We start from the raw sequence: 24111 nt of genomic DNA on the forward strand, positions 1-24111 counted from the left end.
ACAATGGAAAAGGTTGTCATTGTTGATGCAATTCGCACCCCGATGGGCCGTTCAAAGGGCGGTGCTTTCCGGAACGTGCGTGCGGAAGATCTCTCCGCGCACCTGATGCGTAGCCTGCTGGCGCGTAACCCGGCGCTGGACCCCGCTGCGCTCGACGATATCTACTGGGGCTGCGTACAGCAGACCCTGGAGCAAGGCTTCAACATCGCCCGCAACGCCTCGCTGCTGGCGGAAATCCCACATTCCGTTCCGGCCGTCACCGTTAACCGTCTGTGTGGTTCGTCAATGCAGGCGCTGCACGATGCGGCACGCATGATCATGACCGGCGATGCGCAGGCATGCCTGGTGGGTGGCGTAGAGCATATGGGCCATGTTCCCATGAGCCACGGCGTGGATTTTCATCCAGGCATGAGCCGTAACGTGGCGAAAGCGGCGGGCATGATGGGGCTGACCGCCGAAATGCTCTCCCGCCTTCACGGTATTAGCCGTGAAATGCAGGATGCATTCGCCGCACGCTCACACGCTCGCGCCTGGGCTGCCACGCAGTCCGGTGCGTTTAAGAATGAGATCATCCCAACCGGTGGCCACGATGCTGACGGCGTACTGAAGCAGTTCAACTACGACGAAGTGATCCGCCCGGAAACGACCGTTGAAGCCCTCTCCACGCTGCGTCCGGCCTTTGATCCGGTGACCGGTACAGTGACAGCGGGCACCTCGTCTGCGCTGTCTGACGGTGCAGCCGCGATGCTGGTGATGAGCGAAAGCCGTGCCCGTGAGCTGGGCCTGACGCCGCGCGCCCGCGTGCGTTCGATGGCCGTCGTCGGCTGCGATCCTTCAATCATGGGCTACGGCCCGGTTCCGGCCTCGAAGCTGGCGCTGAAAAAAGCGGGATTAACCGCCAGCGATATCGATCTGTTTGAGATGAACGAAGCGTTCGCCGCGCAGATCCTGCCATGCATTAAAGATCTGGGGCTGATGGAGCAGATCGACGAGAAGATTAACCTCAACGGCGGCGCGATCGCGCTGGGTCACCCGCTGGGCTGCTCCGGTGCACGTATCAGCACCACGCTGCTCAACCTGATGGAACGCAAAGATGCCCAGTTTGGTCTGGCGACGATGTGTATCGGGCTGGGTCAGGGTATCGCGACGGTGTTTGAGAGAGTGTAAGGCTATAACGTAGGCCCGATAAGCATCGCACCATCGGGCTTTTGCCGGGAGGCGCTACGCTTTCCCGGCCTACGAGAGGTATCTCACCGCTGTTGGCGAAGAGAGACAGTTTAGTTGCCGTTCTTCCCGCCTGTCAGGGGCGGGTTTTTTATTTAAATGAACGCAAACGCATCACCGAACAGACGATCTTCACGTGCACCACGTTCGTTACAGAACAGGTCGCGGGCAATTTTCGCCATCTCAAAACGACCCGCGATGTAGATATCGTGTTCTGCCAGCGTACCGTAATCCTGCAATACTGCCGTCAGCACCGTTCCGCTACGCCCGCGCCAGCCCTCTTCCGGCTGCTCGACAACCGGCTCAACGCGCAGGTGAGGATGATTCACGCTCAGTGCTTCCAGCTCAGACAGATCGTAAAGATGTTTCTCTTCGCGGCCGCCCCAGTAGATGGTGATATCACGATTCGGGTTACGCGCCAGTGCAGTCAACAAAATGGAGCGCACATAGGAGAAACCTGTACCACCGGCAATCAGGATCAGCGGACGGTCCTCGTCTTCACGCAGCCAGGCTTCGCCGTGCGGAATATCCACCACGATTTCACGTTCTTTCAGAATGCGGTCCATCACGGCCATCGCGTACAGGTTAAGCTCAGACGCACCGATATGAAGCTCAATAAATTCCTGCTCTGCGGGCGTGGAAGCCATCGAGAAAGGACGCTTATCACGCTCATCCATCACGACCATCAGGTACTGACCAGCGCGGAAAGAGAATGCCGCTTCAGGCACTAAACGGACGCGATATACGGTGTCGGTAATAGCATCTACCGAGGTCACTTTACAGCTTAAGGTTGTCATTCGCTCTCTCTGTCGGGAAGTCTATAGGGCTTAACGGTCAGCTTCAGATTTACCGTTACTCATTATGGCCAGTTCGTCCCAGATCGCGTCAATTCGCGCGGTCACGGCAGGATCTTTTCTGATCGGGCGACCCCATTCACGCTCGGTTTCGCCGGGCCATTTATTCGTGGCATCCAGTCCCATTTTTGAGCCAAGACCGGAAACCGGCGAGGCAAAATCCAGATAATCTATCGGTGTGTTTTCCACTAACACCGTATCACGCGCGGGGTCCATACGCGTGGTAATGGCCCAGATAACGTCATTCCAGTCGCGGGCGTTGACGTCATCATCGCAGACGATAACAAATTTTGTATACATAAACTGACGCAGGAAAGACCATACGCCCATCATCACGCGTTTAGCGTGACCGGCATACTGCTTCTTCATCGTCACGACCGCCAGGCGATAGGAACACCCTTCCGGCGGCAGATAGAAATCAACGATTTCCGGGAACTGCTTTTGCAGAATGGGCACGAACACTTCGTTCAGCGCCACGCCCAGTACCGCCGGTTCATCCGGTGGACGCCCCGTGTAAGTCGAGTGGTAGATCGCATCTTCACGTTGCGTAATGTGCGTCACGGTGAACACCGGGAAGTGATCAACTTCGTTGTAATAACCTGTGTGATCGCCGTATGGTCCTTCCGGTGCCAGCTCACCCTGCTCAATATACCCTTCCAGCACAATCTCAGCGCTGGCCGGTACTTCCAGGTCATTAGAAATACATTTCACAACTTCGGTTTTGGTGCCGCGCAGCAGGCCCGCAAACGCATATTCAGAGAGCGTATCGGGGACAGGCGTGACGGCTCCCAGAATCGTGGCCGGGTCAGCACCCAGCGCCACGGATACCGGAAAACGCTCGCCCGGATGTGCCGCACACCACTCCTGGAAATCCAGCGCGCCGCCGCGATGGGACAACCAACGCATGATGAGCTTGTTTTTGCCAATCAGTTGCTGACGGTAAATTCCGAGGTTTTGCCGCTCTTTGTGCGGGCCACGCGTAACGGTCAGCCCCCAGGTAATGAGCGGTGCGGCATCTTCAGGCCAGCATTGCATAATCGGGATACGGGTCAGGTCAACCGCATCACCTTCCAGCACTTTTTGCTGGCACGGCGCACCGCGCAGGCGTTTGGTTGGCATGTTCAGCACCTGCTTAAACTGCGGCAGTTTGTCGAACAGATCGCGGAAGCCTTTTGGCGGCTCCGGCTCTTTCAGAAAGGCCAGCAACTTACCCACTTCACGCAACGCCGTGACATCTTCTTGCCCCATACCGAGCGCCACGCGCTTAGGCGTACCAAACAGGTTGCACAGCACTGGCATAGAGTAGCCTTTCGGGTTTTCAAACAGCAGAGCAGGGCCACCGGCACGCAGAGTGCGGTCAGCAATTTCTGTCATTTCCAGATAAGGATCAACAGGGAGCGTAATGCGTTTGAGTTCGCCCTGCTTTTCCAGCAGCGCCAGGAAGTCGCGTAGATCGTGGTATTTCATGCAGTTAGTCATGGCCTCTCTGTAAGCGCTTCATTATACGGCGTAAGCCAGCGTGATGCTGTAATTTTGTTAAATTAGCGTGAACTTCCGCTACTTACTCCCTTTCAGGCCATTATAATCACCTTAGCGATCCCGCCAGGGTTTTGATATGCTTGCGCCCCGAACTAAGGGAAAGAGTGATTATGCCGGCCTGGTATTTACTGTATTGCAAACGCGGGCAACTTCAGCGCGCGCAGGAACATCTTGAACGTCAGTCGGTAAACTGCCTGACGCCCGTGATCACGCTTGAAAAAATGCAGCGTGGGAAACGCGCAACGGTCAGTGAACCTCTGTTTCCGAACTATCTGTTCGTTGAATTTGACCCGGAAGTGATCCACACCACAACCATTAGCGCCACGCGCGGCGTCAGCCATTTTGTGCGTTTTGGTGCCCATCCGGCAATGGTGCCTTCATCGGTTATTCACCAGCTTTCTGTCTATCAACAGCCTGAAGGCATCACCGACCCTGAGACCCCTTACGCGGGTGACAGCGTGGTGATCACCGAAGGTGCTTTTGAAGGATTACAGGCTATCTTTTCTGAGCCGGATGGCGAAGCACGCTCCATGCTGCTCCTCAATCTGTTGAACAAGCAGGTGTTACAGAGCGTTAAAAACACCGACTTCCGCAAAGTTTAAAACTGCACCCCGAACACGCGGCGCACATTGTCATCCGTCTGCGCCGCCAGCCACTGCGGATCGTCCCCGCGCCAGTGCGCGACGCTCTCAACAATATGCCCCAGATAAGCCGGTTCATTACGCCGCGAAGCTGGTTTTGGTTTCATATCGCGCGGGAGAAGATACGGTGCATCCGTTTCAACCAGCAGGCGGTCGGCCGGGATCACAGGCAGCAACTCACGAAGCTCTAATCCGCGGCGCTCATCGCAGACCCAACCCGTAATGCCCAGATAAAGACCGCGATTAAGGCAATCAAGCGCCTCCTGACGAGAACCGGTAAAGCAGTGCAGTATTGTGCCCGGCAGTTTATCCAGCCACGGCTCCAGGAGTGCGAGAAAACGCTCATGCGCGTCGCGACAGTGCATAAACACTGGCATCCCAAGCTCTGCGGCCAGCGCAAGCTGTGCGGTGAATGCCTTTTCCTGCTCCTCCGGTGTAGAGAAGTTACGGTTAAAATCGAGCCCACACTCGCCAATGGCAACCACCTCTGGTGTTTTAGCAAGTTTATGGAGCGACTCTGCGCTGTTATTTGTCCACCGGCTACTGTCATGAGGGTGGACGCCTGCAGTAGACCAACAGTGTGCGTAGCGTTGTGCCAGTCGCTGTGCCTGCTCACTTTCATGAAGATTAGTCCCCGTCAGCAAAAGCCCTTTCACACCGGCGGTAAAAGCGCGCGCAACCACCTCATCGCGATCTTTCGCAAACTGCGAGCTGGTCAGGTTAAGCCCAATATCAAACATGCTAATCCCCATATAACAACCGCCCTGACGGGCGGCTGGTTTTATTCTTCTGTGGTCTTTTCAGGTTCGTCGTCTTCGTCGTCCTGTGGGCGTCGCTTGCCTACATAGAAGCGCGAGAAGAACACGCCAACTTCAAACAGGCAGTACATCGGTATTGCCAGTAAAGTCTGCGAGAAAACATCCGGTGGCGTCAGCAACATACCAACAACAAACGCGCCCACCAGGATATACGGACGTTTTTTTCGCAGATCTTCTGGCGTGGTTACGCCCACCCAGCAGAGCAGAACAATCGCGACCGGCACTTCAAACGCCACGCCAAAGGCCATAAACAGTGCCATGACGAAACTGAGGTAACTGGCGATGTCCGTCGACACCTGAACGCCTTCCGGCGCGGTATGCGTCAGGAAGCCAAAGGCCAGCGGGAAGACCACGAAATAGGCGAACGCCATACCGATATAGAACAGCAGCGAGCTGGATACCAGCAGCGGGATCACCAGTTTACGTTCATGCTTGTACAGTGCCGGGGCCACAAACGCCCAGACCTGGTACAAAATGACCGGCGCAGACGCAATCAACGAAACCCAAAACGTCAGCTTGATCGGGGTGAAAAACGGCGAGGCAACGTCCGTTGCAATCATCGTTGCACCCAACGGCATCTGCTTAATCAGCGGCGCAGAAACCACCTGGTAGATATCGTTGGCGAAATAAACCAGGCATAAGAAAATTAGGCAAACCGCAATAATGCAGTTTAACAGGCGCTTACGCAGCTCAATAAGGTGCGTAATGAGCGGTTGAGTATCATCTACTGCCATGTTTACGCTTTATCACTCGACGAGGGGGATGATTCGGAAACGGGCGCGGCGGGCTTTACTTCAGCCGCTTTAACAACGGGCTCTTCCGGTTGCACCTGTTTTTTCACTTCGGATTCCTGCGGCGTCTGTTCTGGCGCGGCGGCCTGATGCTCTGCGCTGGAAGGCGTTACCCCTTCGCGCTGCTCTTCGCTGCCCTTCACCACCGGATTATGGATGGTATTCGCTTCATCGCTCGCCTTTTCAGGATCGTTGATGCTGTAAGAACGCTTCATCGATTCCGCCGCTTCGCGCAGTTCGTCCATAGAGGCTTTCAGCTCTGGCGTCAGGTTTTCCATGCTCGCCTTCTCAACCTTTTTCAGGCTGTCCTGAAACTCCTGGAGCTTAAGTTCCTGCGCCAGCTCGTTCTGTACAGTCGTTGCCAGCGAGCGAAGCGCCCGCACCCAACCCGCAACGGTTTTCACCGCAACAGGTAAACGCTGCGGCCCCAGCACAATCAGACCAATCACAAAGACCAGCAGTAACTCACCAAAACCAATGTCGAACACGAATTACACCTGCTCTTTATCGTGGCGTTTAGCGTCTTCCTTTTTGGCTTCATCTTGCTTGTCGGCGATGGGTTTAGCAGTAAAGTCCGCATCCTGACTGGATTTATCCTGCTTATTCTCATCATCGCCCATGGCTTTCTTAAAGCCTTTGATAGATGCGCCAAGATCGGAACCGATAGAACCGAGTTTCTTCGTGCCAAACAGCAGCACAACGATGACGGCAATAATTAACAATTGCCAGATACTGATACCACCCATACATGTTCCCCAGTGACAGATGATTAATTAGTCAGGCCGCATTATACGTATGCGACCCGTCGATAGCGACGCTAATTCAGCGCGTTTTTCTCCAGCCAGCAAGCCAGACCACAGCGCCTGCAGCCATCAGCCAGGCGGGCATCATTTGCCAGTCCGGGCGATTGATCAGCAGCAACGTGCCACTTAACAGCAGTGTAGCCCCAATCCCAAAGAGATAACGTGACTGTCCCTGGCGCACGCGGCTGGATTGAAGCTCGCGAGCGATTTTATCCATGCTGTGCTGAAGGTTCTTGCTCTGACGCAAACTGTCGTAAACCAGTTCAGGAATTTCAGGCATTTTTTCAATCCAGAACGGGCCTTTCTCTTTCAGAGAGCGCACCAGCGCTGGAATACCGACCTGATCCTTAATCCAGGATTCAAGGAAAGGTTTCGCGGTTTTCCACAAGTCTAACTGAGGATAGAGCTGGCGGCCTACGCCCTCAACGTAAAGTAATGTTTTCTGAAGTAAAACTAATTGAGGCTGCACTTCCATGTTGAAGCGACGCGCGGTGTTGAACAGGTTCAGTAAAACGTGGCCGAAGGAGATCTCTGCCAGGGGCTTTTCGAAAATAGGCTCACACACGGTACGGATCGCGAACTCAAACTCTTCGACGTTAGTATCTGGCGGAACCCAGCCTGAATCCACGTGCAGCTCGGCCACCTTTCGGTAGTCGCGGTTAAAGAAGGCGATAAAGTTCTCGGCGAGGTAACGCTTATCTTCTTTGTTCAGCGAACCCACAATCCCGCAATCAATACCGATATACTTCGGATTCTCAGGGTGCTCATAGCTGACAAAAATGTTTCCCGGATGCATATCGGCATGGAAAAAACTGTCGCGGAACACCTGGGTAAAGAAGACCTGCACGCCACGCTCGGCCAACAGCTTCATGTTAGTCCCCTGTTTTTCCAGGGCAACCACATCCGATACCGGAATACCGTAGATACGTTCCATCACCATCATGTTCTGGCTGCAATAGTCAGAGTAAACCTCAGGAACATACAACATCGGGCTGTCTTCGAAATTACGGCGCAACTGGATGGCGTTCGCTGACTCACGCAGCAGGTTTAACTCATCAATCAGCGTTTTTTCATATTCTCGCACCACTTCCAGTGGGCGTAGACGACGTCCGTCAGGGAGCAGACGCGGCACCCAGCGAGCCAGACGATAAATCAGCTTCATGTCAGCTTTAATGATCGGCAGGATATCCGGGCGAATAACCTTAATCACCACATCTTTGCCGTTTTCCTTCAGCCGCGCCGTATGCACCTGAGCAATAGACGCAGACGCCAGGGGTTGGATGTCGAAATCGTCAAACCAGGTTTCAACAGGAATATTTCCCATTGCCTCTTCGATCTGTTTCTTCGCTCTTTCGCCGTCAAACGGCGCGACGCGATCCTGTAGCAAGGCCAGTTGATCGGCAATTTGCGGCGGGAAGAGATCCCGGCGGGTAGAGAGCATCTGCCCAAACTTGATCCATACCGGGCCAAGCTCTTGTAACGCCAGACGCAGGCGTTCCCCCAGCGGCTGACCTTTATGGCGATTGGGCATCCAGAACAACATCCGCCGCCAGATTCGAAGTGGCAGCGTGATACGCATTTTGGGGATAAGCTCGTCGAGCCCGTAACTCAAAAAGGTGTGGACGATAAAGTAGAGGCGCCGAATTTCACCAGGCGTCATTTGCCCTCCAGTTTTTCCAGCCGTTTGGTTAACGCATCAACCGCACGTTCAACCGCTGCGGTCTCTTCCGCAAACCATGCCACTTCCAGTGGTCCGGGTGCCATACGCCACTCTTCGGTGAGCACTTCTGCCGCATAGCGCTGCTGTCGCTGCAGGCTTTTGCGCAGGAAAGCCGTACCACCATGAATGGCTTTGCTCATCCCTTCTGCAGCAATATCGCCTATATACGGTGCCAGCAGTTCTGCCGGGTCGAACTCGGCTAAATCGCTCAGTGCAACGAAATTCTGCACGACCTGGATGTCGCCCTCAACTTCAAGCTCGCCGCTGCGGATCAGCGCCGTCAGTCGCTGACGATCTCGTAGTTTGGGCAGCACGCTCAAATGCGTAATAACCGAGCAGTCAGCCTCGCCTTCCCACTCACCCAGAACGTCAAGCTGGCGTTCGCTGAAAACCAGCACAAGCGGCGTCGAGAACTCTTTTAAAACAATACGCAAAACCTTTCCGTTTAACCGCTGACGTGCGGTTTTCAGCGCCGGTGCGCGATACAAAAAGGCGTTCAGTGCATTCTCAATGCCTGCGGTGACTAAGGGTTTAAAGGGCACAGGAGACCTCCACTCAGAACTTATAACCGCGATGAAGCGCAACGACACCTGCCGTCATATTGAAGTATTCAACATTCTCAAATTCCGCATCCTGCATCATGGCTTTCAGGGTGTCCTGATCCGGGTGCATACGAATGGATTCGGCCAGGTAGCGATAGCTCTCGGCGTCGTTTGCCACCAGCTCACCAATACGCGGAAGAACGTGGAACGAATAGGCGTCGTAGGCTTTGCTCAGCGGATCGATAATCGGCTTAGAGAATTCGAGCACCAGCAGGCGTCCACCCGGCTTGAGCACGCGGTACATGGAGCGCAGCGCTTTGTCTTTATCGGTCACATTACGCAGCCCGAACGAGATAGTGATGCAGTCAAAGGTGTTATCCGGGAACGGCAGCGCTTCCGCGTTTGCCTGCACATATTCCACATTACCCACCACGCCGATGTTACGCAGTTTCTCGCGTCCCATTTTCAGCATGGAATCGTTGATATCTGCCAGCACCACGCGGCCGGTTTCACCCACCAGACGGGAGAATTTCGCCGTCAGGTCGCCGGTGCCACCTGCCAGATCCAGCACCGTTTGTCCGCGACGCACGCCGCTACAGTCAATGGTGAAGCGCTTCCACAAGCGATGAATGCCGAACGACATCAAGTCATTCATCACATCGTACTTCGCCGCCACGGAATGAAATACGTGGGCCACCATGTCAGCCTTCTGCGCTTTGGCGACAGTCTGAAAGCCAAAGTGCGTCGTGTCTTGTGAATCGTCAACCATCTCAGAGCCTGCTAATCAGTCAAATGTTCGTGAAGTGTAACAGATTGGGCGCGTTTGCCCTACGTTTCAACCACCGCGAAAGAAACGCGTCGGCTGCTCTTCTGGCGATAAATCCGCCGCTAAATCGTTGTCTTTGTTGTCTGTCTTTTGCTCACCCTCTCCTGCGCGAAGGCGAAACTCCTCGTCCTGAGCCGTTGCCTGTTCGACCAATTCCGGATTAATCTCGCGTTTCACTTCCACGCCCAGGCTACGAAATGCCTCGGCTTGCGCCAGCAGGTTGCCGCGCCCGGAGGAGAGTTTTTTCATCGCCTGACGATAGTTATCCTGCGCGCGATCCAGGCTTTGCCCAACCGAGGACATATCGTCCACGAAGAGACGCATTTTGTCGTACAACTTGCTGGCCCGGTCAGCAATCTGCTGTGCGTTACGGCTCTGGTGCTCATAGCGCCACAGGTTGGCAATGGTACGTAACGCCACCAGCAGCGTGGTAGGGCTGACCAGCATAATGTTATTTTTTAACGCTTCGGTGATCAGTTCGGGCTGTCTGTCGAGCGCCAACAGGAATGCAGGCTCTACCGGGATAAACATCAGGACATAGTCGAGCGAGCGGAGACCTGGAAGCTGTTGATAATCCTTCCGGCCCAGCAGACGAATGTGATTACGCACGGAGGCAATATGCTCCTGCAACGCCGACTCACGGGTGTAATCGTCTTCGGCATTAAAATAGCGCTCGTAGGCCACCAGCGTCATTTTGGCATCAATCACCACGTCTTTACCCTGCGGCAGACGCACAATCACATCCGGCTGCATCCGCGAACGGGCATCGTTTTCGATGCTGACCTGCGTTTCATATTCGTACCCTTCACGCAGACCAGAGGCTTCCAGCACGCGCGTCAGGACGACTTCACCCCAGTTTCCCTGGGTTTTGTTGTCTCCTTTCAGTGCACGGGTCAGGTTGACCGCCTCCTGTGCCATCTGCGCGTTCAACTGCTGGAGATTGCGAATTTCATGTGCCAGGGTGTGGCGCTCACGCGCCTCCTGACCAAAGCTGTCCTGCACCTGACGACGAAAACCGTCCAGCTGTTCGCGCAGCGGTGTCAGCAGGCTGTTAAGACTCTGACGGTTTTGCTCGTCGACGCGGCGGTTGCTGTGCTCAAAAATGCGATTGGCGAGGTTCTCAAACTGCTCGCTGAGGCGCTGCTCGCTGTTGATCATCTGGCGGATTTTGTCTTCCGCATGCAACTGGGTGGATTCGAGACGGGTGGTCACTTCGCGCAGATCGGCCTCCAGCGAGGTGTTGATGTCACGCAGGTTGCGCAGTTCATTGTTAAGCAGTTCGCACTCATCACGCCAGTGATCGCTCAGAGCAAGCTGCTGTTTTGCCGCACTTAACCCGGCAACTATCTCCTCGCGCTCTGCCAGTTGATCGGCCTTCTGCTGCGCATGCTGATAACCTGAAATCAGCCACCCTATCGCCACGCCCACCAGCGCAATCACCGCATAAATCAGGATTGAGAGATCCACAATGCCCCCTGCATCAACGTATTACCGCACAAAATAGAATTGTGCTGTATAAACGTCCAGTTTGAAAGGGTTTTCCTGCGAGGCGCTACGCAAAAAATAAAGGCCGAACGCGCCGGCCTTTTATCTTGAAAGGGAGGACTAGATAAGACGGCGAGCCGCTTCCACCACGATTTTCACCGCATGACTTTCGGTCTGCTTCATGGTTTCAGCGTTCGGGATCTCCTGCTGGGTACGGTTGACGATAACGCCCGCCACCATACCGGCACGCAGACCCTGGCTTGCGCACATGGTCAGCAGGGTTGCAGATTCCATTTCGTAGTTCATTACGCCCATGGACTGCCACTCTTCCATAGAGCCTTTGAAGCGGCTCACCACGCGGCCAGAGAAGGTATCGTAGCGCTCCTGGCCAGGGTAGAAGGTATCAGAGGATGCAGTGACGCCCACGTGGGTGGTTGCGCCCACAGATTTCGCGGCTTCAACCAGCGCAGTGGTACATTCGAAATCCGCCACTGCCGGGAATTCCATTGGTGCAAAGTGCAGGCTGGCACCGTCCAGACGCACGGACGCGGTCGTCACCAGCACGTCGCCCACATTAATGTGCGGCTGAATCGCACCGGTAGTACCGATTCGCAGGAAAGTACGAATGCCCAATTGTGCCAGTTCTTCCACGGCGATAGAGGTAGACGGGCCGCCGATACCGGTAGAGCACACGATCACCGCTTTGCCATCCAGCTCTGCACGCCAGGTGGTGAATTCACGATGGGCAGCCAGCTTGACCGGCTTATCCATCAGCGCGGCGATCTTTTCCACACGCTCCGGATCGCCAGGGACGATAGCCAGCGTAGCCCCTTGTAAATCGTTTTTAGTGAGGCCGAGATGAAAAACATCAGACTTGGACATAGGTGACTCCTCTGTGGGTCGGTTAGTCAGAAGAAGTAAAACGGTACTTTACAGAAGCAAAGGGCTTAATTTCGTGATGAAACTCACCATGAATGAAAATGATTGCAGTTAATTTCCACAAAATAGTGATTTACATCACATTAACAAGTTATATCGTGGGATGCTGCACAAAAGATAGACTGTATAAGGCACTGTGGGTTGTTAACCTGGTGACTATATTTACCTTTGCGCTAACTCATTGGTACGGAGAATGCCATGACTGAAAAAACCGGTTTTGCACCTGCTGCGGCTCCGCATGCTTCCACCATCGTCTCAACGCCTGAAGAAGCCATTACTGCAGGTGAGACGTCTATTCCCTCGCAGGGGGAGAATATGCCTGCTTACCACGCGCGGCCAAAATCGGCAGGCGGTCCGCTGCCGATCGTGATTGTGGTTCAGGAGATTTTTGGCGTTCACGAACATATTCGCGACCTCTGCCGTCGTCTGGCGCTGGAAGGTTACCTGGCCGTTGCGCCTGAGCTTTATTTCCGTCAGGGCGATCCGAACGATTACAGCGATATCCCGACGCTGTTCAGCAACCTGGTCAGCAAAGTGCCGGACGCACAGGTGCTGGCCGACCTGGACCACGTTGCCAGCTGGGCGGCACGCAACGGCGGCGACCCGCACCGTCTTATGGTCACGGGCTTCTGCTGGGGTGGACGCATAAGCTGGCTGTATGCTGCGCACAATCCGCAGCTCAAAGCCGCCGTCGCCTGGTACGGCAAGCTGGTGGGGGAAAAGACGTTGAACTCACCGAAGCAACCTGTTGATATCGCGACGGATTTGAATGCTCCGGTGCTGGGACTTTATGGCGGCCAGGACACTGGCATCCCGCTTGATACGGTCGAGACGATGCGCCAGGCGCTGCGCGCGGCAAACGCGAAGGCGGAGATCGTGGTGTACCCGGATGCCGGACACGCGTTTAATGCCGACTATCGTCCGAGCTACCACGCAGAATCTGCCAAAGATGGCTGGCAGCGGATGCTGGCGTGGTTCAGCCAGTACGGTGGCAAGAAAGCGTAAAAATAAAAGCCCGGTGGCGGCTACGCCTTACCGGGCCTGCATTTCATCAAGCCTGACGCAGATTCTGCGCCGCCTTCACCATATTCGCCAGCGCCGCGCGCGTCTCCGGCCAGCCACGGGTTTTCAGGCCACAGTCCGGGTTCACCCACAGGCGTTCCGCCGGAATGCGCTGGGCGGCTTTTTTCAGCAGCGCCTCAATCCATTCGACGCTCGGGACATTCGGGGAGTGAATGTCATACACGCCCGGCCCGATTTCGTTCGGGTAGTCGAACTCTTCGAACGACTCCAGTAGCTCCATGTCCGAACGTGAGGTTTCGATGGTGATCACATCCGCATCCAGCGCGGCAATGGAATCCATGATGTCGTTAAATTCGCAGTAGCACATGTGGGTGTGGATCTGCGTGTCGTCCTTTGCGACCGCCGCGTTGATACGGAACGCTTCCACGCCCCACTTCAGGTACGCATCCCAGTCGCTGCGGCGCAGCGGAAGCCCTTCGCGCAGTGCCGGTTCGTCAATCTGGATGATGCCAATGCCTGCTGCTTCCAGATCCGCCACTTCATCACGCAGCGCCAGCGCAATCTGTTTGGCGATGGTTTCACGGGTCACGTCTTCACGCGGGAACGACCAGCAGAGAATCGTCACCGGGCCGGTCAGCATGCCTTTTACCGGCTTGTCGGTCAGAGACTGGGCATACTTCGCCCACTCCACGGTGATCGCTTCCGGGCGGCTGACGTCGCCAATCACTACCGGCGGTTTTACGCAGCGGGAGCCGTAGCTCTGCACCCAACCGTTCTGGGTAAAGACGAAGCCGTCCAGATGTTCGCCAAAGTATTCCACCATGTCGTTACGCTCGGCTTCACCGTGCACCAGCACGTCCAGACCTAAGCGCTCCTGCTCGATAATCGCCTGCTTGATATGTTCGGCAATGCCGGTGCGGTAGTTGGCTGCATCCAGATTGCCTTTTTTGAAGTCCAGACGCAGGCCGCGGATCTCGGTCGTTTGCGGGAAGGAGCCGATGGTGGTGGTCGGCCACGCTGGCAGGTTGAAGCGGGCGCGCTGGGCTTCAGCGCGTACCTCATAGGGGCTTTGACGCTGGCTGTCCTGGGCGGTGATGGCCGCCAGACGTTTTTCGACCGCAGGATTGTGTACGCGAGCCGAGTGACGACGCGCCTGGATCGGTGCGCTCCATCCGGTAATCGCCGCCGTGTCGCCGCTGTTCAGCGCGTCGCGCAGCAGCGCCAGCTCTTCACATTTTTGCAGAGCGAAGGCGAACCAGCTTTTCACTTCCGCATCCAGACGGGTTTCAACGCTCAGATCGATCGGGCTGTGCAGCAAGGAGCAGGACGAGGCCACCCAGAGTTCACGTTTGCCGACGATGTCTTTAATCTGCGCGTATTTCTCTGTCAGATCGGCGCGCCAGACGTTACGGCCGTTGACCAGCCCCGCTGAGAGCAGCCACTCCTCCGGCAGTCGCTTATGCAGTTCAGCGACATTGTCTTTGCCGTGAACCAGATCAACGTGCAGCCCCTGAACCGGCAGCGTGGTGATGGTGCTGAGGTTCGGTGTTACGCCTTCGAAATAGGTGGTCAGCAGCAGCTTCACCTGACCGGTGAGCGCGTCATACGCCGGTTTGAAGGCATCAAGCCACGCCTGCGGCAGCTCCAGTACCAGCGCAGGCTCATCGATTTGCACCCACTGAATGCCACGTTTGCCCAGCTCGATCAGCACCTGTTTGTAGACCGGCAGAATATCGTTCAGCAGGCTGAGACGGTCAAACTGCTCGCCTTTCACTTTACCCAGCCACAGATAGGTTACTGGCCCGAGCAGCACGGGTTTCACCTGGTGGCCCAGCGCCAGCGCTTCGTCCACTTCATCCAGCAGCTGGGTCCAGGTCAGTTTGAACTCCTGACCTTTCACGAACTCCGGCACCATATAGTGATAGTTGGTGTTAAACCACTTGGTCATTTCCGCTGCTGCCGCTGGCTCACCCGTTGGCGCACGGCCACGGCCAATGCGGAACAGGGTATCGATATCCACCGATCCATCTTTGTTCTGATGACGAGCCGGCACGTTGCCAAGCAGCAGGCTGGTGGTCAGAACATGGTCGTACCAGGCGAAATCGCCCACTGGCAGCAGGTCAATGCCCGCCTGTTTTTGCTGATCCCAGTGACGGGCGCGCAGCTCGCGTCCCACCGCCAGCAGTTCTTCACGGGTGGCGTTACCCGCCCAGTAGCTTTCTTGCGCTTTTTTCAGCTCACGACGCAAGCCAACGCGAGGGAAACCGAGGGTGTGATTGCGAATTGTCATGGTATGCCCCTTGAGAAATTTGTTATTTAGACGTCCAGATGTTTACACATCTATAATTGGCAGGTACTGTATATTCCTCAAGCGCAAAATGTTCATGGCGAAGTGAAGGACTTTCATGATCGAGATAAAACACCTGAAAACGCTCCAGGCGTTGCGGAACTGCGGTTCGCTCGCAGCGGCTGCGGCCACGCTGCACCAGACCCAGTCTGCCCTTTCTCACCAGTTCAGCGATCTGGAACAACGCCTCGGCTTTCGTCTTTTTGTCCGTAAAAGTCAGCCTCTGCGGTTTACGCCTCAGGGTGAGATCCTGCTGCAGCTGGCGAACCAGGTGTTGCCGCAGATTGCCAGCGCCCTGCAGTCCTGCAACGAGCCGCAGCAAACTAAACTGCGTATCGCTATTGAGTGCCACAGCTGTATCCAGTGGTTAACTCCCGCGCTTGAAAACTTCCGCCAGAGATGGCCGCAGGTGGAAATGGACTTTAAATCCGGCGTGACGTTCGACCCACAGCCGTCGCTCCAGCAGGGCGAGCTGGATCTGGTGATGACGTCTGACATTCTGCCGCGCAGCGGTCTGCACTACTCGCCGATGTTTGATTTTGAAGTGCGCCTGGTGCTGGCTCCGGATCATCCGCTGGCCGCTAAAACGCGCATTACGCCGGAAGATCTGGCGACAGAAACGCTGCTGATTTACCCGGTACAACGCAGTCGCCTGGATATCTGGCGTCATTTCCTGCAGCCCGCAGGCATCAGCCCACAGCTGAAAAGCGTGGATAACACCCTGCTGTTGATTCAGATGGTTGCCGCCAGAATGGGCATCGCGGCGCTGCCGCACTGGGTGGTGGAGAGTTTTGAACGCCAGGGCCTGGTGGTCACCAAAACCCTGGGAGAAGGACTGTGGAGCCGGCTGTACGCCGCCGTGCGCGATGGCGAGCAGCGTCAGCCGATCACAGAAGCGTTTATTCGCTCAGCGCGGAACCACGCCTGCGATCACCTTCCGTTTGTGCGGAGCGCGGAGCGACCCAACGGCGATGCACCCACAGCGAAGCCAGGATCACCGCTCCCCCAATAAGGAAGCTCGGCCAGTGCGGCTGTTCCTGCCAGATGGCGAGGTTCACCAGTAGCCCGGCAGGCACATGTACGTTATTCATGATCCCCAGCGTACCGGCGTCTACCTGGGTAGCGCCGTAGTTCCACATGAAGTACCCCAGCCCGGAAGCCACCACGCCCAGCCAGACCAGAATGCCCCACTGCACGGAAGTGGTCGGCAGTTTTTGCGGGTTGCCAAGCATAAACCACGCCACCACCGCGACGATCGCCGCGCCCATGTAGAACCAGGCAAACGCGTTATGCTGCGGCATCGGGCGGGTCTCCATCAGACGTTTGTAGCCCACCATCCCGATAGCGAAGCTAATATTGGCGAGCTGGACGAACATCAGCCCGGTCCAGAAGTGATCGCTCACTTTGTCGTAGCGAATAATCGCCGCACCAATCACCGCCAGCGCAGCGCTCAGCAGATACCCCCAGCGCAAACGACGCTTGCTGAGCACATCGTAAATCAGCGTGATATAGAGCGGCGTGAGCACGGTAAAGAGCAGGAATTCCGAGACGGAGAGGTAGACGTAAGCCCGGAAGCTGAACAGATACATGATGCCGAGCTGCATCGCACCCACCAGCATGTACAGCAGAATCGTTTGCAGCGATTGTCCGCGGGTACGCAGGAACGGCAGGAATACCAGCGCCGCCAGCCCTACGCGCATCAGCACCGAGAAGTAGCTGTCGACCGAACCGGCAAGGTATTCGCCAATCAGGCTAAAGGAGAAGGCCCACAGGATAGTGGTGATAATGAGTAGCGCCACAATGCTTGTCTCTCAGGAAGAAGGACAGGCATTGTAGCGAACTCTTTAGTTGACAACTGAACAATAAACAAGCAAATGAAGATTATTCAAGGAACAGTTTGCGCAGATATTTAGGTACCGCGTTGTCAGCATTAGTGCCGATCACTTCCAGCTCCGGGTGCAAATCTTTCAGACGCTGATGCGCATTCGCCATGATGCAGCCTTTGCCCGCCATGGAGAGCATCTCGGCGTCGTTCATGCCGTCGCCAAAGGCGATGCAGTCTTTCAGCTCGAAGCCCAGACGCTTCGCCACCGCTTCCAGCGCGTGGCCTTTGGAAACGCCGCCCGCCATCACTTCCAGACAGGTCAGCGTGGAGAAACTCACGTTAACACGGTCGCCCCAGCGAGCGTTGATCGCTTGTTCCAGCGGCAGAAGTTCTTCGTGGCTTTCGCAGGTAAAGAACACTTTACTGATCCCTTCCGGCTCCAGCAGGCCCGGTTCGTACAGGGAATAGTTAAATACGGCTTCTTTGAAGAAACGCATTTCGTCCGGACGGTGGCGGTTCATAAACCAGTCGTCGTCGCGGTAAACGTTGGTGACGATATCCGGATTGTTATGCACCACACCGAACAGGTCGGCGGCGATGTCGCGATCCAGGTTGTGGGTAAAGATCAGGTTGCCATCCGTGTCGTGTACACGCGCACCGTTGGAGGTGATCATGTACGATTTGATCTCCAGATTATCGCGGATCTGCCCCACGTCCACGTGGTGGCGGCCGGTGGCAAACACAAAGTTTACGCCACGGGCTGTCAGAAGTTTTAAGGTTTCTTTCGCGTAAGGCGACAGGGTGTGGTCGGGGGAAAGCAGCGTGCCATCTAAGTCAGATGCAACAACCTGGTACATAGGGATTTCAACCTCTGGTGGTAAAACAATAATCAGTTATGCCTGTCGAAAAATTCAACAATGGCGTTGAGCGCGACTGAGCGCATAGCGTCCTTTTCGAAAAGGATCTCATGGTACGCGCCGTTTATGACCAGCGGTTTACCCCCTTCACAAGGGTGTCCGGCAGCGGCGCGGAGTTCACAAAAGCGGTCATGCATGCGGTTATCGACCACACGTTCATCTTCTGCCTGAATCAGGAGCGTCGGCGTGTCGTCATCACCAACACCTGCCAGCACATGCTCGCCAGCAAGAATGCCCTCCCGCACCCAGTGCCAGGTGGGGCCGCCGACGCGCAGGCGCGGTTCATCAGCATAAAAACGCAGATTACGGCGGTAACGCTGCCGACTGTGGGTTAACACGTTGATAGCAAACGGCAGCGCGCGCCAGCGTCCTGTGCCAATGGCATACCCTTCCCGAATGCGCTGATGGCCCTCAGCCCAGTCGAGAATATGACGCACCATCCAGTCAGGTAAGCGGATCACGATGCCGAACATCGGCGCGGTAAGCGCAATGGCATCACACTGGTGCTCGTGGCGCTGCAAAAACAGCGTCGAAATCGCGCCGCCCATGGAGTGCGCAAGAATGTACCGCTTACGCCACGGGCCCGGCTCAACTTCCTGCTGCCAGAAAGCAGCCAGATCGTCGACATAATCGCTAAAATTATCCACGTGGCCACGATGGGTGTCCGACAGCAAGCGACCAGAAAGCCCCTGACCGCGATGGTCGATAATCAACACATCGAAGCCCAGATGGAACAGGTCATAGGCCAGTTCGGCATATTTCACGTAGCTTTCGATACGCCCAGGGCAGACCACGATCACCCGATCGTTTTTCTCATCACGGAAACGAACAAAGCGTACCGGAATATCACCTACGCCCGTAAACGCATCTTCCTCACGCTGCCGCCAGAAGTCGGTCAGCGGCCCCATAGAGAAAGCAGCAAATGCGTTTTCTCGTGTTTCCCAGTCCTTTTTCTGCTGAAACATTGGGTTTCCACCCCCCGTAATCCAGGGAATATAGTTTTTTTCGTAACCGGTCACAAAATGACGTAACAATAGCGTATTGTGGCATAAAAACAGACGATTCGGGAGTTTCAAATGACCTTCGAGTGGTGGTTCGCTTACCTGCTGACATCCATCATCCTTAGCCTTTCACCAGGCTCTGGCGCAATCAACACCATGACCACGTCCATTAACCACGGCTATCGCGGCGCGGTAGCGTCCATCGCCGGTTTACAGACCGGGCTGGGCATTCACATCGTGCTGGTGGGGATTGGTCTGGGTACGTTATTCTCCCGCTCGGTGCTGGCCTTTGAAGTGCTGAAATGGGCTGGTGCGGCATACCTGATTTGGCTCGGCATTCAGCAGTGGCGCGCAGCAGGCTCGATTGATCTTAACACGCTCGCCCATGCACAAACGCGCGGTCGCCTGTTTAAACGCGCGGTGTTTGTGAACCTGACCAACCCGAAAAGCATTGTGTTCCTCGCCGCGCTGTTCCCGCAGTTTATCGTTCCGCATCAGCCGCAGGTGATGCAGTACGTGGTGCTGGGCGCAACCACCATCATTGTCGATATCATCGTGATGATTGGCTACGCGACGCTGGCGCAGCGGATTGCGGCGTGGATTAAAGGGCCTAAGCAGATGAAGGCCCTGAATAAAGTCTTTGGTTCGCTGTTTATGCTGGTTGGCGCGCTGCTTGCGTCAGCGCGTCATGCTTAGCGAGAGATGATGAGATGAATACCAAAGCCGGCAAACAGCGCGCCGGCAAAGCCGTCGATCCACTTCGCGATGCGCTGGTAGCCACGGCGCATCGCCGGTAAGGCGAACAGGCTGGCGACGATGGTAAACCAGGCGAACGTCTCAACGACGATCAGCAGGAAGATGCCCCAACGCGCGCCCGCGCCCACGCTGTCACCCACAAACAGCGAGAACACAGAGCCAAAATAGATAATTGCCTTCGGGTTTGCCAGGTTTGTCAGCAGCCCTTTAACGAAGCTACGGCCGCCCGTTGCCAGCTCAACCTTTGGCTCTTCCGGCTTTTTCTCTTCTTTTTTCAATGCCCCGCGCAGCATCTGGTAGCCCATCCAGCACAGGTACAGCCCGCCGCCGACCATAATGATGTTATGCAGCCACGCCATCTTTGCCAGAATCAGGTTCAGACCGAGCAGCGCGACTGCCGCCCACACCATGACGCCCATGGTGATGCCGAGCACACCCATCATCGCCTCTTTGCGGGAGCGGCTGACAGCCGTTTGTGATACGAAGAAAAAGTCAGGGCCAGGGCTCATCAGCGCAACGATGTGCACTAACGCCACGGTGAGAAATAGCATTAACATAATTAGCTCGCGGGGAAATAATTCAGTGAGTCACCATCCTGGCACTTTTTTGCCCGGCTGACTACTCCTCGTCATCACCATCGGCGTAAGAGCGGATGAGCGCCATAAACTCTTTCCCGAAGCGCTCCAGCTTGCGTGTGCCGACGCCGTTGACGCTGAGCATTTCGCTGGCGCTGAGCGGCATCTGCTCGGCCATTTCAATCAGCGTTGCGTCGTTGAACACCACGTATGGTGGGATGTTCTCTTCGTCGGCTATGGCTTTACGCAGCTTGCGCAGTTTGGCGAACAGTTTGCGGTCGTAGTTGCCGCCGTAAGATTTTTGCATCACGCGCGGCTTCAGGGCGATGACGCGCGGTACGGCGAGCTTGAGTTCAACTTCACCGCGCAGAACAGGCCGAGCGGCTTCGGTAAGCTGCAACGCAGAGTGCTGGGCAATATTTTGCGTGGCAAAGCCGAGGTGGATCAGCTGGCGGATGATACTCACCCAGTGCTCATGGCTTTGGTCTTTGCCAATCCCATAGACGGGCAGCTTGTCGTGGCCCATGTCGCGGATACGCTGATTATTGGCACCGCGCAGCACTTCTACAACGTAGCCCATCCCGAAGCGCTGGTTCACGCGCCCGATGGTCGAGAGCGCTTTACGCGCGTCCATCAGGCCATCGTACTGCTTCGGCGGGTCGAGACAGATATCGCAGTTACCGCACGGCTCCTGACGCCCCTCACCAAAGTAGTTGAGCAACACCAGACGGCGGCAGGTTTGTGCTTCGGCAAACGCGCCCATCGCGTTGAGCTTGTGGCGCTCGATATCCTGCAACTGCCCCTGCGGTTTTTCCTCAAGACAGCGGCGCAGCCACGCCATATCAGCCGGATCGTAAAACAGCATCGCTTCCGCAGGCAGGCCATCACGCCCGGCGCGGCCGGTTTCCTGATAGTAGGATTCGATGTTGCGCGGGATGTCGAAATGCACCACAAAGCGCACGTTGGGCTTATTGATGCCCATTCCAAACGCCACTGTCGCGACCACGATTTGCAGGTCGTCGCGCTGGAATTTCTCCTGCACGTCGGCACGGATGTGGTTCTCTAACCCGGCATGGTAGGCGGCGGCGCTGAAGCCACGGTTTTGCAGACGCGCGGCGGTGTCTTCCACCTTCGCACGGCTGTTGCAGTAGATAATGCCGGACTTGCCGCGCTGCTCCTGCACATAGCGCAAGAGCTGATCCAGCGGCTTGAATTTCTCCATCAACATATAGCGGATGTTTGGGCGGTCGAAGCTGCTGACCTGAATCAGCGGGTCTTTCAGCCCCAGCAGACGAACGATATCCAGTCGCGTGGTATCATCCGCCGTGGCGGTAAGCGCCATAAAGGGCAGTTCGGGGAAACGCTGACGAAGCTGACCAAGAGCGGCATATTCCGGGCGGAAATCGTGTCCCCACTGGGAAATACAGTGCGCTTCATCTACCGCCAGCAGCACCGGATTCCAGTGCGCCAGGTGATCGAGGAAGTTATCCAGCATCAGGCGTTCTGGCGCGATATACAGCAGGCGGATCTGCCCGGTGCGGCACCCGGCCATCACCTCTTGCTGCTGCTCGCGGGTCTGCGTCGAGTTCAGGCAGGCCGCCGCCACGCCGTTAGCGAGCAGCTGGTCAACCTGGTCTTTCATCAGGGAAATGAGGGGAGACACCACGACCGTCAGGCCGTTAAGCACCAGCGCGGGCACCTGATAACAGAGTGATTTCCCGCCGCCGGTTGGCATCACCACCAGACAATCGCGGCCTTCCAGCACGGTTTCAATGATGGTTTCCTGGCCAGGGCGGAACTGCTGGTAGCCAAAGGTTTCCTGCAAAACCTGTTTAGCCAGCGATTCCTGATTCAATACTTCCGCCTGCGCCACATTAACCCCATATGCCAGAAATGAAACAGGCGCTATTTTCAGCGCCTGAGAGAGAAACTTCAACGTTTAACGCAAAAACATTCGAGCGGCTTAGAAAATATCGTTCAACATCACGCCAACACCGACACGGGTCTGGTTGAAGTTGTAGTCGATCAGCGACTCGCCGTAACCGCTGTAAACCTGCGTGTAGATACGCACATGTTTGGTCATCGGGTAGCTCAAGCCCACTTCCGCGCCGCCGTAGCCGGTGTTCCAGTTGTACTGGCCTTTCGCGCTCAGCACCGCATCACCCAGTTGATAGCCCACTTTGAGCTGGTAGTAGCCCATGTATTTGGTGATATCCGGGTTGTCATCGGTGCTGCCCAACACATACCACGGCTTCACTTCCACCATGAAATTGCCGTTCTGCGCCATCAGGCGCGTGTAGGCGCGGTTCCAGCTACGCGAGGTTGGGTCAGAACGGCCGTTGGAATCGTGATTAAAACCGACTTCAACGTCGCGTAGCGTCCAGCCAGCAAATTCATAATCCGTTGCGAAACCGAGGAACAATTGCGGCTCATAGTTGGTTTCACGGAACGGTGAAGACTCTCCGCTGTTGGAAAGCTGCCACCAGGACTTCTGGGTATAAGACGCGCCAAGCACAGAGTTCGGCCCCAGAATGCCGCGCCAGAATGGGAACGCGAGACTGAGCTGGAACTTCACCTCATCTTTACGCGCATTATCAGACCAGTTATAGGAGCTAATCGCCTCTTTATTGAGATCGCTGGTCTGGGTGTAAATCACGTAGTTTGTGTCATACGGATAGAGCGTGAACGGATTGTCATGCTCCTGAAGCAGGTTAGCAATGACGCTACCGCGAACGGCGGGCGCATCATGCACCTCTTTAACCGTGGCTTCCTGCGCATATGCTGTGAGGGGCAGCGCAACCGCCGCCAGTAACCAACCCAGATACGTCCGCATCGGTGGTGTTCTCCTGAAATTGTTACATTTAATAAATCGTTTTGTCTGTGCATTCTACAGACTTCTTCGGCAACTTCCGCCTCTTCGTTTCTGAAAGTGGAAATCCTCCGTCGCGAAGCATAAAATCAACATTTTGTTAACAACAAGGATGCCATTTCTCATGTCAGCCACGCTTACCGCCGAAGAAGTTTTAAAACTCGTGGGAGAGATTTTTGTTTACCACATGCCGTTTAACCGCGCGCTGGGTCTGGAGCTGGAGCGTTATGAGAAAGAGTTTGCCCAACTCAGCTTCAACAACCAGCCGATGATGGTGGGCAACTGGGCGCAAAGCATCTTGCATGGCGGCGTGATTGCGTCGGCGCTGGACGTCGCGGCAGGGCTGGTCTGTGTCGGCAGTACGCTGACGCGCCATGACACCATCAATGAAGACGAACTGCGTCAGCGACTCTCGCGCATGGGCACCATTGATTTACGCGTCGATTATCTGCGTCCGGGGCGCGGAAATCGCTTTACCGCCACCAGCAGCCTGCTGCGTGCAGGCAATAAAGTGGCCGTGGCGCGCGTCGAGTTGCACAATGAAGAACAGGTTTATATCGCCAGCGCAACCGCCACTTATATGGTGGGTTGAGGCGATAAAATCGGGTAAAATTAC

24 protein-coding genes are annotated in these 24111 nt (G+C 55.8%); 6 read left to right on the forward strand and 18 right to left on the reverse strand.

Annotated elements, in window-relative coordinates:
* Nucleotides 1-3: 3 nt before the first annotated feature.
* Nucleotides 4-1167: an acetyl-CoA C-acyltransferase FadA gene (fadA, locus tag EoCCA6_RS10760; protein WP_152082643.1), complete on the forward strand. Its 1164-nt coding sequence runs from the start codon at nucleotides 4-6 to the stop codon at nucleotides 1165-1167.
* 152 nt (nucleotides 1168-1319) lie between these two features.
* On the opposite strand, the gene fre is transcribed toward fadA, so the two are convergent.
* Together fre and ubiD are read right to left on the reverse strand one after the other, a co-directional pair.
* Entirely contained in the window at nucleotides 1320-2021 is a 702-nt protein-coding gene (fre, locus tag EoCCA6_RS10765) for an NAD(P)H-flavin reductase (protein ID WP_152082644.1), read from the reverse strand.
* A 30-nt stretch (nucleotides 2022-2051) separates the two neighbouring features.
* Complete coding sequence (gene ubiD / locus EoCCA6_RS10770) at nucleotides 2052-3557, reverse strand: 4-hydroxy-3-polyprenylbenzoate decarboxylase (protein ID WP_152082645.1); 1506 nt, start codon at nucleotides 3555-3557, stop codon at nucleotides 2052-2054.
* Nucleotides 3558-3727: 170 nt separating this feature from the next.
* Between ubiD and rfaH the strand changes: the two genes are divergently transcribed.
* Nucleotides 3728-4219 carry a transcription/translation regulatory transformer protein RfaH gene (gene rfaH / locus EoCCA6_RS10775; RefSeq protein ID WP_152082646.1) on the forward strand — a complete coding sequence of 164 codons (492 nt, stop codon included), beginning with the start codon at nucleotides 3728-3730 and terminating at the stop codon, nucleotides 4217-4219.
* On the opposite strand, the gene tatD is transcribed toward rfaH, so the two are convergent.
* The 9 genes from tatD to udp all read right to left on the reverse strand — a co-directional run bounded on the left by tatD (nucleotide 4216) and on the right by udp (nucleotide 12125).
* Nucleotides 4216-4998: a 3'-5' ssDNA/RNA exonuclease TatD gene (gene tatD / locus EoCCA6_RS10780; RefSeq protein WP_152082647.1), complete on the reverse strand. Its 783-nt coding sequence runs from the start codon at nucleotides 4996-4998 to the stop codon at nucleotides 4216-4218. The genes rfaH and tatD overlap by 4 nt on opposite strands.
* A gap of 41 nt (nucleotides 4999-5039) precedes the next feature.
* Nucleotides 5040-5810, reverse strand: a complete 771-nt coding sequence (gene tatC / locus EoCCA6_RS10785; protein WP_152082648.1) for a Sec-independent protein translocase subunit TatC — start codon at nucleotides 5808-5810, stop codon at nucleotides 5040-5042.
* Nucleotides 5811-5812: 2 nt separating this feature from the next.
* Nucleotides 5813-6355: a Sec-independent protein translocase protein TatB gene (gene tatB / locus EoCCA6_RS10790; RefSeq protein ID WP_152082649.1), complete on the reverse strand. Its 543-nt coding sequence runs from the start codon at nucleotides 6353-6355 to the stop codon at nucleotides 5813-5815.
* 3 nt (nucleotides 6356-6358) lie between these two features.
* Nucleotides 6359-6613, reverse strand: coding sequence for a Sec-independent protein translocase subunit TatA (gene tatA / locus EoCCA6_RS10795; protein WP_152082650.1), 255 nt, complete (start codon nucleotides 6611-6613; stop codon nucleotides 6359-6361).
* 76 nt (nucleotides 6614-6689) lie between these two features.
* Nucleotides 6690-8330 (reverse strand): ubiquinone biosynthesis regulatory protein kinase UbiB, encoded by a 1641-nt coding sequence (gene ubiB, locus EoCCA6_RS10800; protein ID WP_152082651.1) that lies wholly within the window; start codon nucleotides 8328-8330, stop codon nucleotides 6690-6692.
* Entirely contained in the window at nucleotides 8327-8932 is a 606-nt protein-coding gene (gene ubiJ / locus EoCCA6_RS10805; protein WP_152082652.1) for a ubiquinone biosynthesis protein UbiJ, read from the reverse strand. Before ubiJ ends, ubiB begins: the two co-directional genes overlap by 4 nt.
* Before the next feature lie 13 nt (nucleotides 8933-8945).
* Complete coding sequence (gene ubiE, locus EoCCA6_RS10810; protein ID WP_003860790.1) at nucleotides 8946-9701, reverse strand: bifunctional demethylmenaquinone methyltransferase/2-methoxy-6-polyprenyl-1,4-benzoquinol methylase UbiE; 756 nt, start codon at nucleotides 9699-9701, stop codon at nucleotides 8946-8948.
* Nucleotides 9702-9767: 66 nt separating this feature from the next.
* Nucleotides 9768-11225, reverse strand: a complete 1458-nt coding sequence (gene rmuC / locus EoCCA6_RS10815) for a DNA recombination protein RmuC (RefSeq protein ID WP_152082653.1) — start codon at nucleotides 11223-11225, stop codon at nucleotides 9768-9770.
* 138 nt (nucleotides 11226-11363) lie between these two features.
* On the reverse strand, nucleotides 11364-12125 hold the full coding sequence (gene udp / locus EoCCA6_RS10820; RefSeq protein WP_003860792.1) for a uridine phosphorylase: 762 nt from the start codon (nucleotides 12123-12125) through the stop codon (nucleotides 11364-11366).
* A gap of 255 nt (nucleotides 12126-12380) precedes the next feature.
* Between udp and EoCCA6_RS10825 the strand changes: the two genes are divergently transcribed.
* Nucleotides 12381-13187: a dienelactone hydrolase family protein gene (locus EoCCA6_RS10825; RefSeq protein WP_152082654.1), complete on the forward strand. Its 807-nt coding sequence runs from the start codon at nucleotides 12381-12383 to the stop codon at nucleotides 13185-13187.
* A gap of 46 nt (nucleotides 13188-13233) precedes the next feature.
* Here EoCCA6_RS10825 and metE read toward each other — a convergent pair whose 3' ends face one another.
* Entirely contained in the window at nucleotides 13234-15495 is a 2262-nt protein-coding gene (gene metE / locus EoCCA6_RS10830; protein WP_152082655.1) for a 5-methyltetrahydropteroyltriglutamate--homocysteine S-methyltransferase, read from the reverse strand.
* Nucleotides 15496-15610: 115 nt separating this feature from the next.
* On the opposite strand from metE, the gene metR reads away from it, so the two are divergent.
* Nucleotides 15611-16564, forward strand: a complete 954-nt coding sequence (gene metR, locus EoCCA6_RS10835) for an HTH-type transcriptional regulator MetR (RefSeq protein WP_152082656.1) — start codon at nucleotides 15611-15613, stop codon at nucleotides 16562-16564.
* Here the strand turns inward: metR and EoCCA6_RS10840 are convergent.
* The 3 genes from EoCCA6_RS10840 to pldB all read right to left on the reverse strand — a co-directional run bounded on the left by EoCCA6_RS10840 (nucleotide 16452) and on the right by pldB (nucleotide 19259).
* The gene (locus tag EoCCA6_RS10840; protein ID WP_152082657.1) at nucleotides 16452-17351 is read right to left on the reverse strand and encodes a carboxylate/amino acid/amine transporter; all 900 of its coding nucleotides are present in this window, start codon (nucleotides 17349-17351) and stop codon (nucleotides 16452-16454) included. The genes metR and EoCCA6_RS10840 overlap by 113 nt on opposite strands.
* Before the next feature lie 82 nt (nucleotides 17352-17433).
* Nucleotides 17434-18234, reverse strand: coding sequence for a sugar/pyridoxal phosphate phosphatase YigL (gene yigL, locus EoCCA6_RS10845; protein WP_152082658.1), 801 nt, complete (start codon nucleotides 18232-18234; stop codon nucleotides 17434-17436).
* Between the two features lie 32 nt (nucleotides 18235-18266).
* Nucleotides 18267-19259: a lysophospholipase L2 gene (pldB, locus tag EoCCA6_RS10850; RefSeq protein ID WP_152082659.1), complete on the reverse strand. Its 993-nt coding sequence runs from the start codon at nucleotides 19257-19259 to the stop codon at nucleotides 18267-18269.
* Nucleotides 19260-19370: 111 nt separating this feature from the next.
* On the opposite strand from pldB, the gene rhtB reads away from it, so the two are divergent.
* Nucleotides 19371-19991 carry a homoserine/homoserine lactone efflux protein gene (gene rhtB / locus EoCCA6_RS10855; protein ID WP_152082660.1) on the forward strand — a complete coding sequence of 207 codons (621 nt, stop codon included), beginning with the start codon at nucleotides 19371-19373 and terminating at the stop codon, nucleotides 19989-19991.
* Here the strand turns inward: rhtB and rhtC are convergent.
* From rhtC to pldA, 3 genes are all read right to left on the reverse strand, one after another.
* Nucleotides 19988-20608, reverse strand: a complete 621-nt coding sequence (gene rhtC, locus EoCCA6_RS10860) for a threonine export protein RhtC (RefSeq protein ID WP_010426287.1) — start codon at nucleotides 20606-20608, stop codon at nucleotides 19988-19990. The two genes, rhtB and rhtC, sit on opposite strands and share 4 nt — an antisense overlap.
* A 61-nt stretch (nucleotides 20609-20669) precedes the next feature.
* A complete protein-coding gene (gene recQ, locus EoCCA6_RS10865) occupies nucleotides 20670-22499 on the reverse strand; it encodes an ATP-dependent DNA helicase RecQ (RefSeq protein WP_152082661.1) in 1830 nt (609 codons plus the stop codon).
* Between the two features lie 90 nt (nucleotides 22500-22589).
* On the reverse strand, nucleotides 22590-23459 hold the full coding sequence (gene pldA, locus EoCCA6_RS10870) for a phospholipase A (RefSeq protein WP_152082662.1): 870 nt from the start codon (nucleotides 23457-23459) through the stop codon (nucleotides 22590-22592).
* 160 nt (nucleotides 23460-23619) lie between these two features.
* Here pldA and yigI point away from each other — a divergent pair, with 160 nt between their 5' ends.
* Nucleotides 23620-24087: an acyl-CoA thioesterase YigI gene (yigI, locus tag EoCCA6_RS10875; protein WP_152082663.1), complete on the forward strand. Its 468-nt coding sequence runs from the start codon at nucleotides 23620-23622 to the stop codon at nucleotides 24085-24087.
* Nucleotides 24088-24111 lie beyond the last annotated feature (24 nt).

The sequence above is a fragment of the Enterobacter oligotrophicus genome, from assembly GCF_009176645.1.
GTDB classification, from domain to species: domain Bacteria; phylum Pseudomonadota; class Gammaproteobacteria; order Enterobacterales; family Enterobacteriaceae; genus Enterobacter; species Enterobacter oligotrophicus.

Coding starts and splice junctions, on each gene's coding strand:
- pldB (WP_152082659.1), bottom strand. CDS start 19,259: ATGTTTCAGCAGAAAAAGGACTGGGAAACACGAGAAAACGCATTTGCT.
- fre (WP_152082644.1), bottom strand. CDS start 2,021: ATGACAACCTTAAGCTGTAAAGTGACCTCGGTAGATGCTATTACCGAC.
- tatC (WP_152082648.1), bottom strand. CDS start 5,810: ATGGCAGTAGATGATACTCAACCGCTCATTACGCACCTTATTGAGCTG.
- ubiD (WP_152082645.1), bottom strand. CDS start 3,557: ATGACTAACTGCATGAAATACCACGATCTACGCGACTTCCTGGCGCTG.
- fadA (WP_152082643.1), top strand. CDS start 4: ATGGAAAAGGTTGTCATTGTTGATGCAATTCGCACCCCGATGGGCCGT.
- EoCCA6_RS10825 (WP_152082654.1), top strand. CDS start 12,381: ATGACTGAAAAAACCGGTTTTGCACCTGCTGCGGCTCCGCATGCTTCC.
- ubiE (WP_003860790.1), bottom strand. CDS start 9,701: ATGGTTGACGATTCACAAGACACGACGCACTTTGGCTTTCAGACTGTC.
- udp (WP_003860792.1), bottom strand. CDS start 12,125: ATGTCCAAGTCTGATGTTTTTCATCTCGGCCTCACTAAAAACGATTTA.
- yigI (WP_152082663.1), top strand. CDS start 23,620: ATGTCAGCCACGCTTACCGCCGAAGAAGTTTTAAAACTCGTGGGAGAG.
- tatA (WP_152082650.1), bottom strand. CDS start 6,613: ATGGGTGGTATCAGTATCTGGCAATTGTTAATTATTGCCGTCATCGTT.
- metE (WP_152082655.1), bottom strand. CDS start 15,495: ATGACAATTCGCAATCACACCCTCGGTTTCCCTCGCGTTGGCTTGCGT.
- tatD (WP_152082647.1), bottom strand. CDS start 4,998: ATGTTTGATATTGGGCTTAACCTGACCAGCTCGCAGTTTGCGAAAGAT.
- ubiB (WP_152082651.1), bottom strand. CDS start 8,330: ATGACGCCTGGTGAAATTCGGCGCCTCTACTTTATCGTCCACACCTTT.
- pldA (WP_152082662.1), bottom strand. CDS start 23,459: ATGCGGACGTATCTGGGTTGGTTACTGGCGGCGGTTGCGCTGCCCCTC.
- rhtC (WP_010426287.1), bottom strand. CDS start 20,608: ATGTTAATGCTATTTCTCACCGTGGCGTTAGTGCACATCGTTGCGCTG.
- metR (WP_152082656.1), top strand. CDS start 15,611: ATGATCGAGATAAAACACCTGAAAACGCTCCAGGCGTTGCGGAACTGC.
- yigL (WP_152082658.1), bottom strand. CDS start 18,234: ATGTACCAGGTTGTTGCATCTGACTTAGATGGCACGCTGCTTTCCCCC.
- rhtB (WP_152082660.1), top strand. CDS start 19,371: ATGACCTTCGAGTGGTGGTTCGCTTACCTGCTGACATCCATCATCCTT.
- rfaH (WP_152082646.1), top strand. CDS start 3,728: ATGCCGGCCTGGTATTTACTGTATTGCAAACGCGGGCAACTTCAGCGC.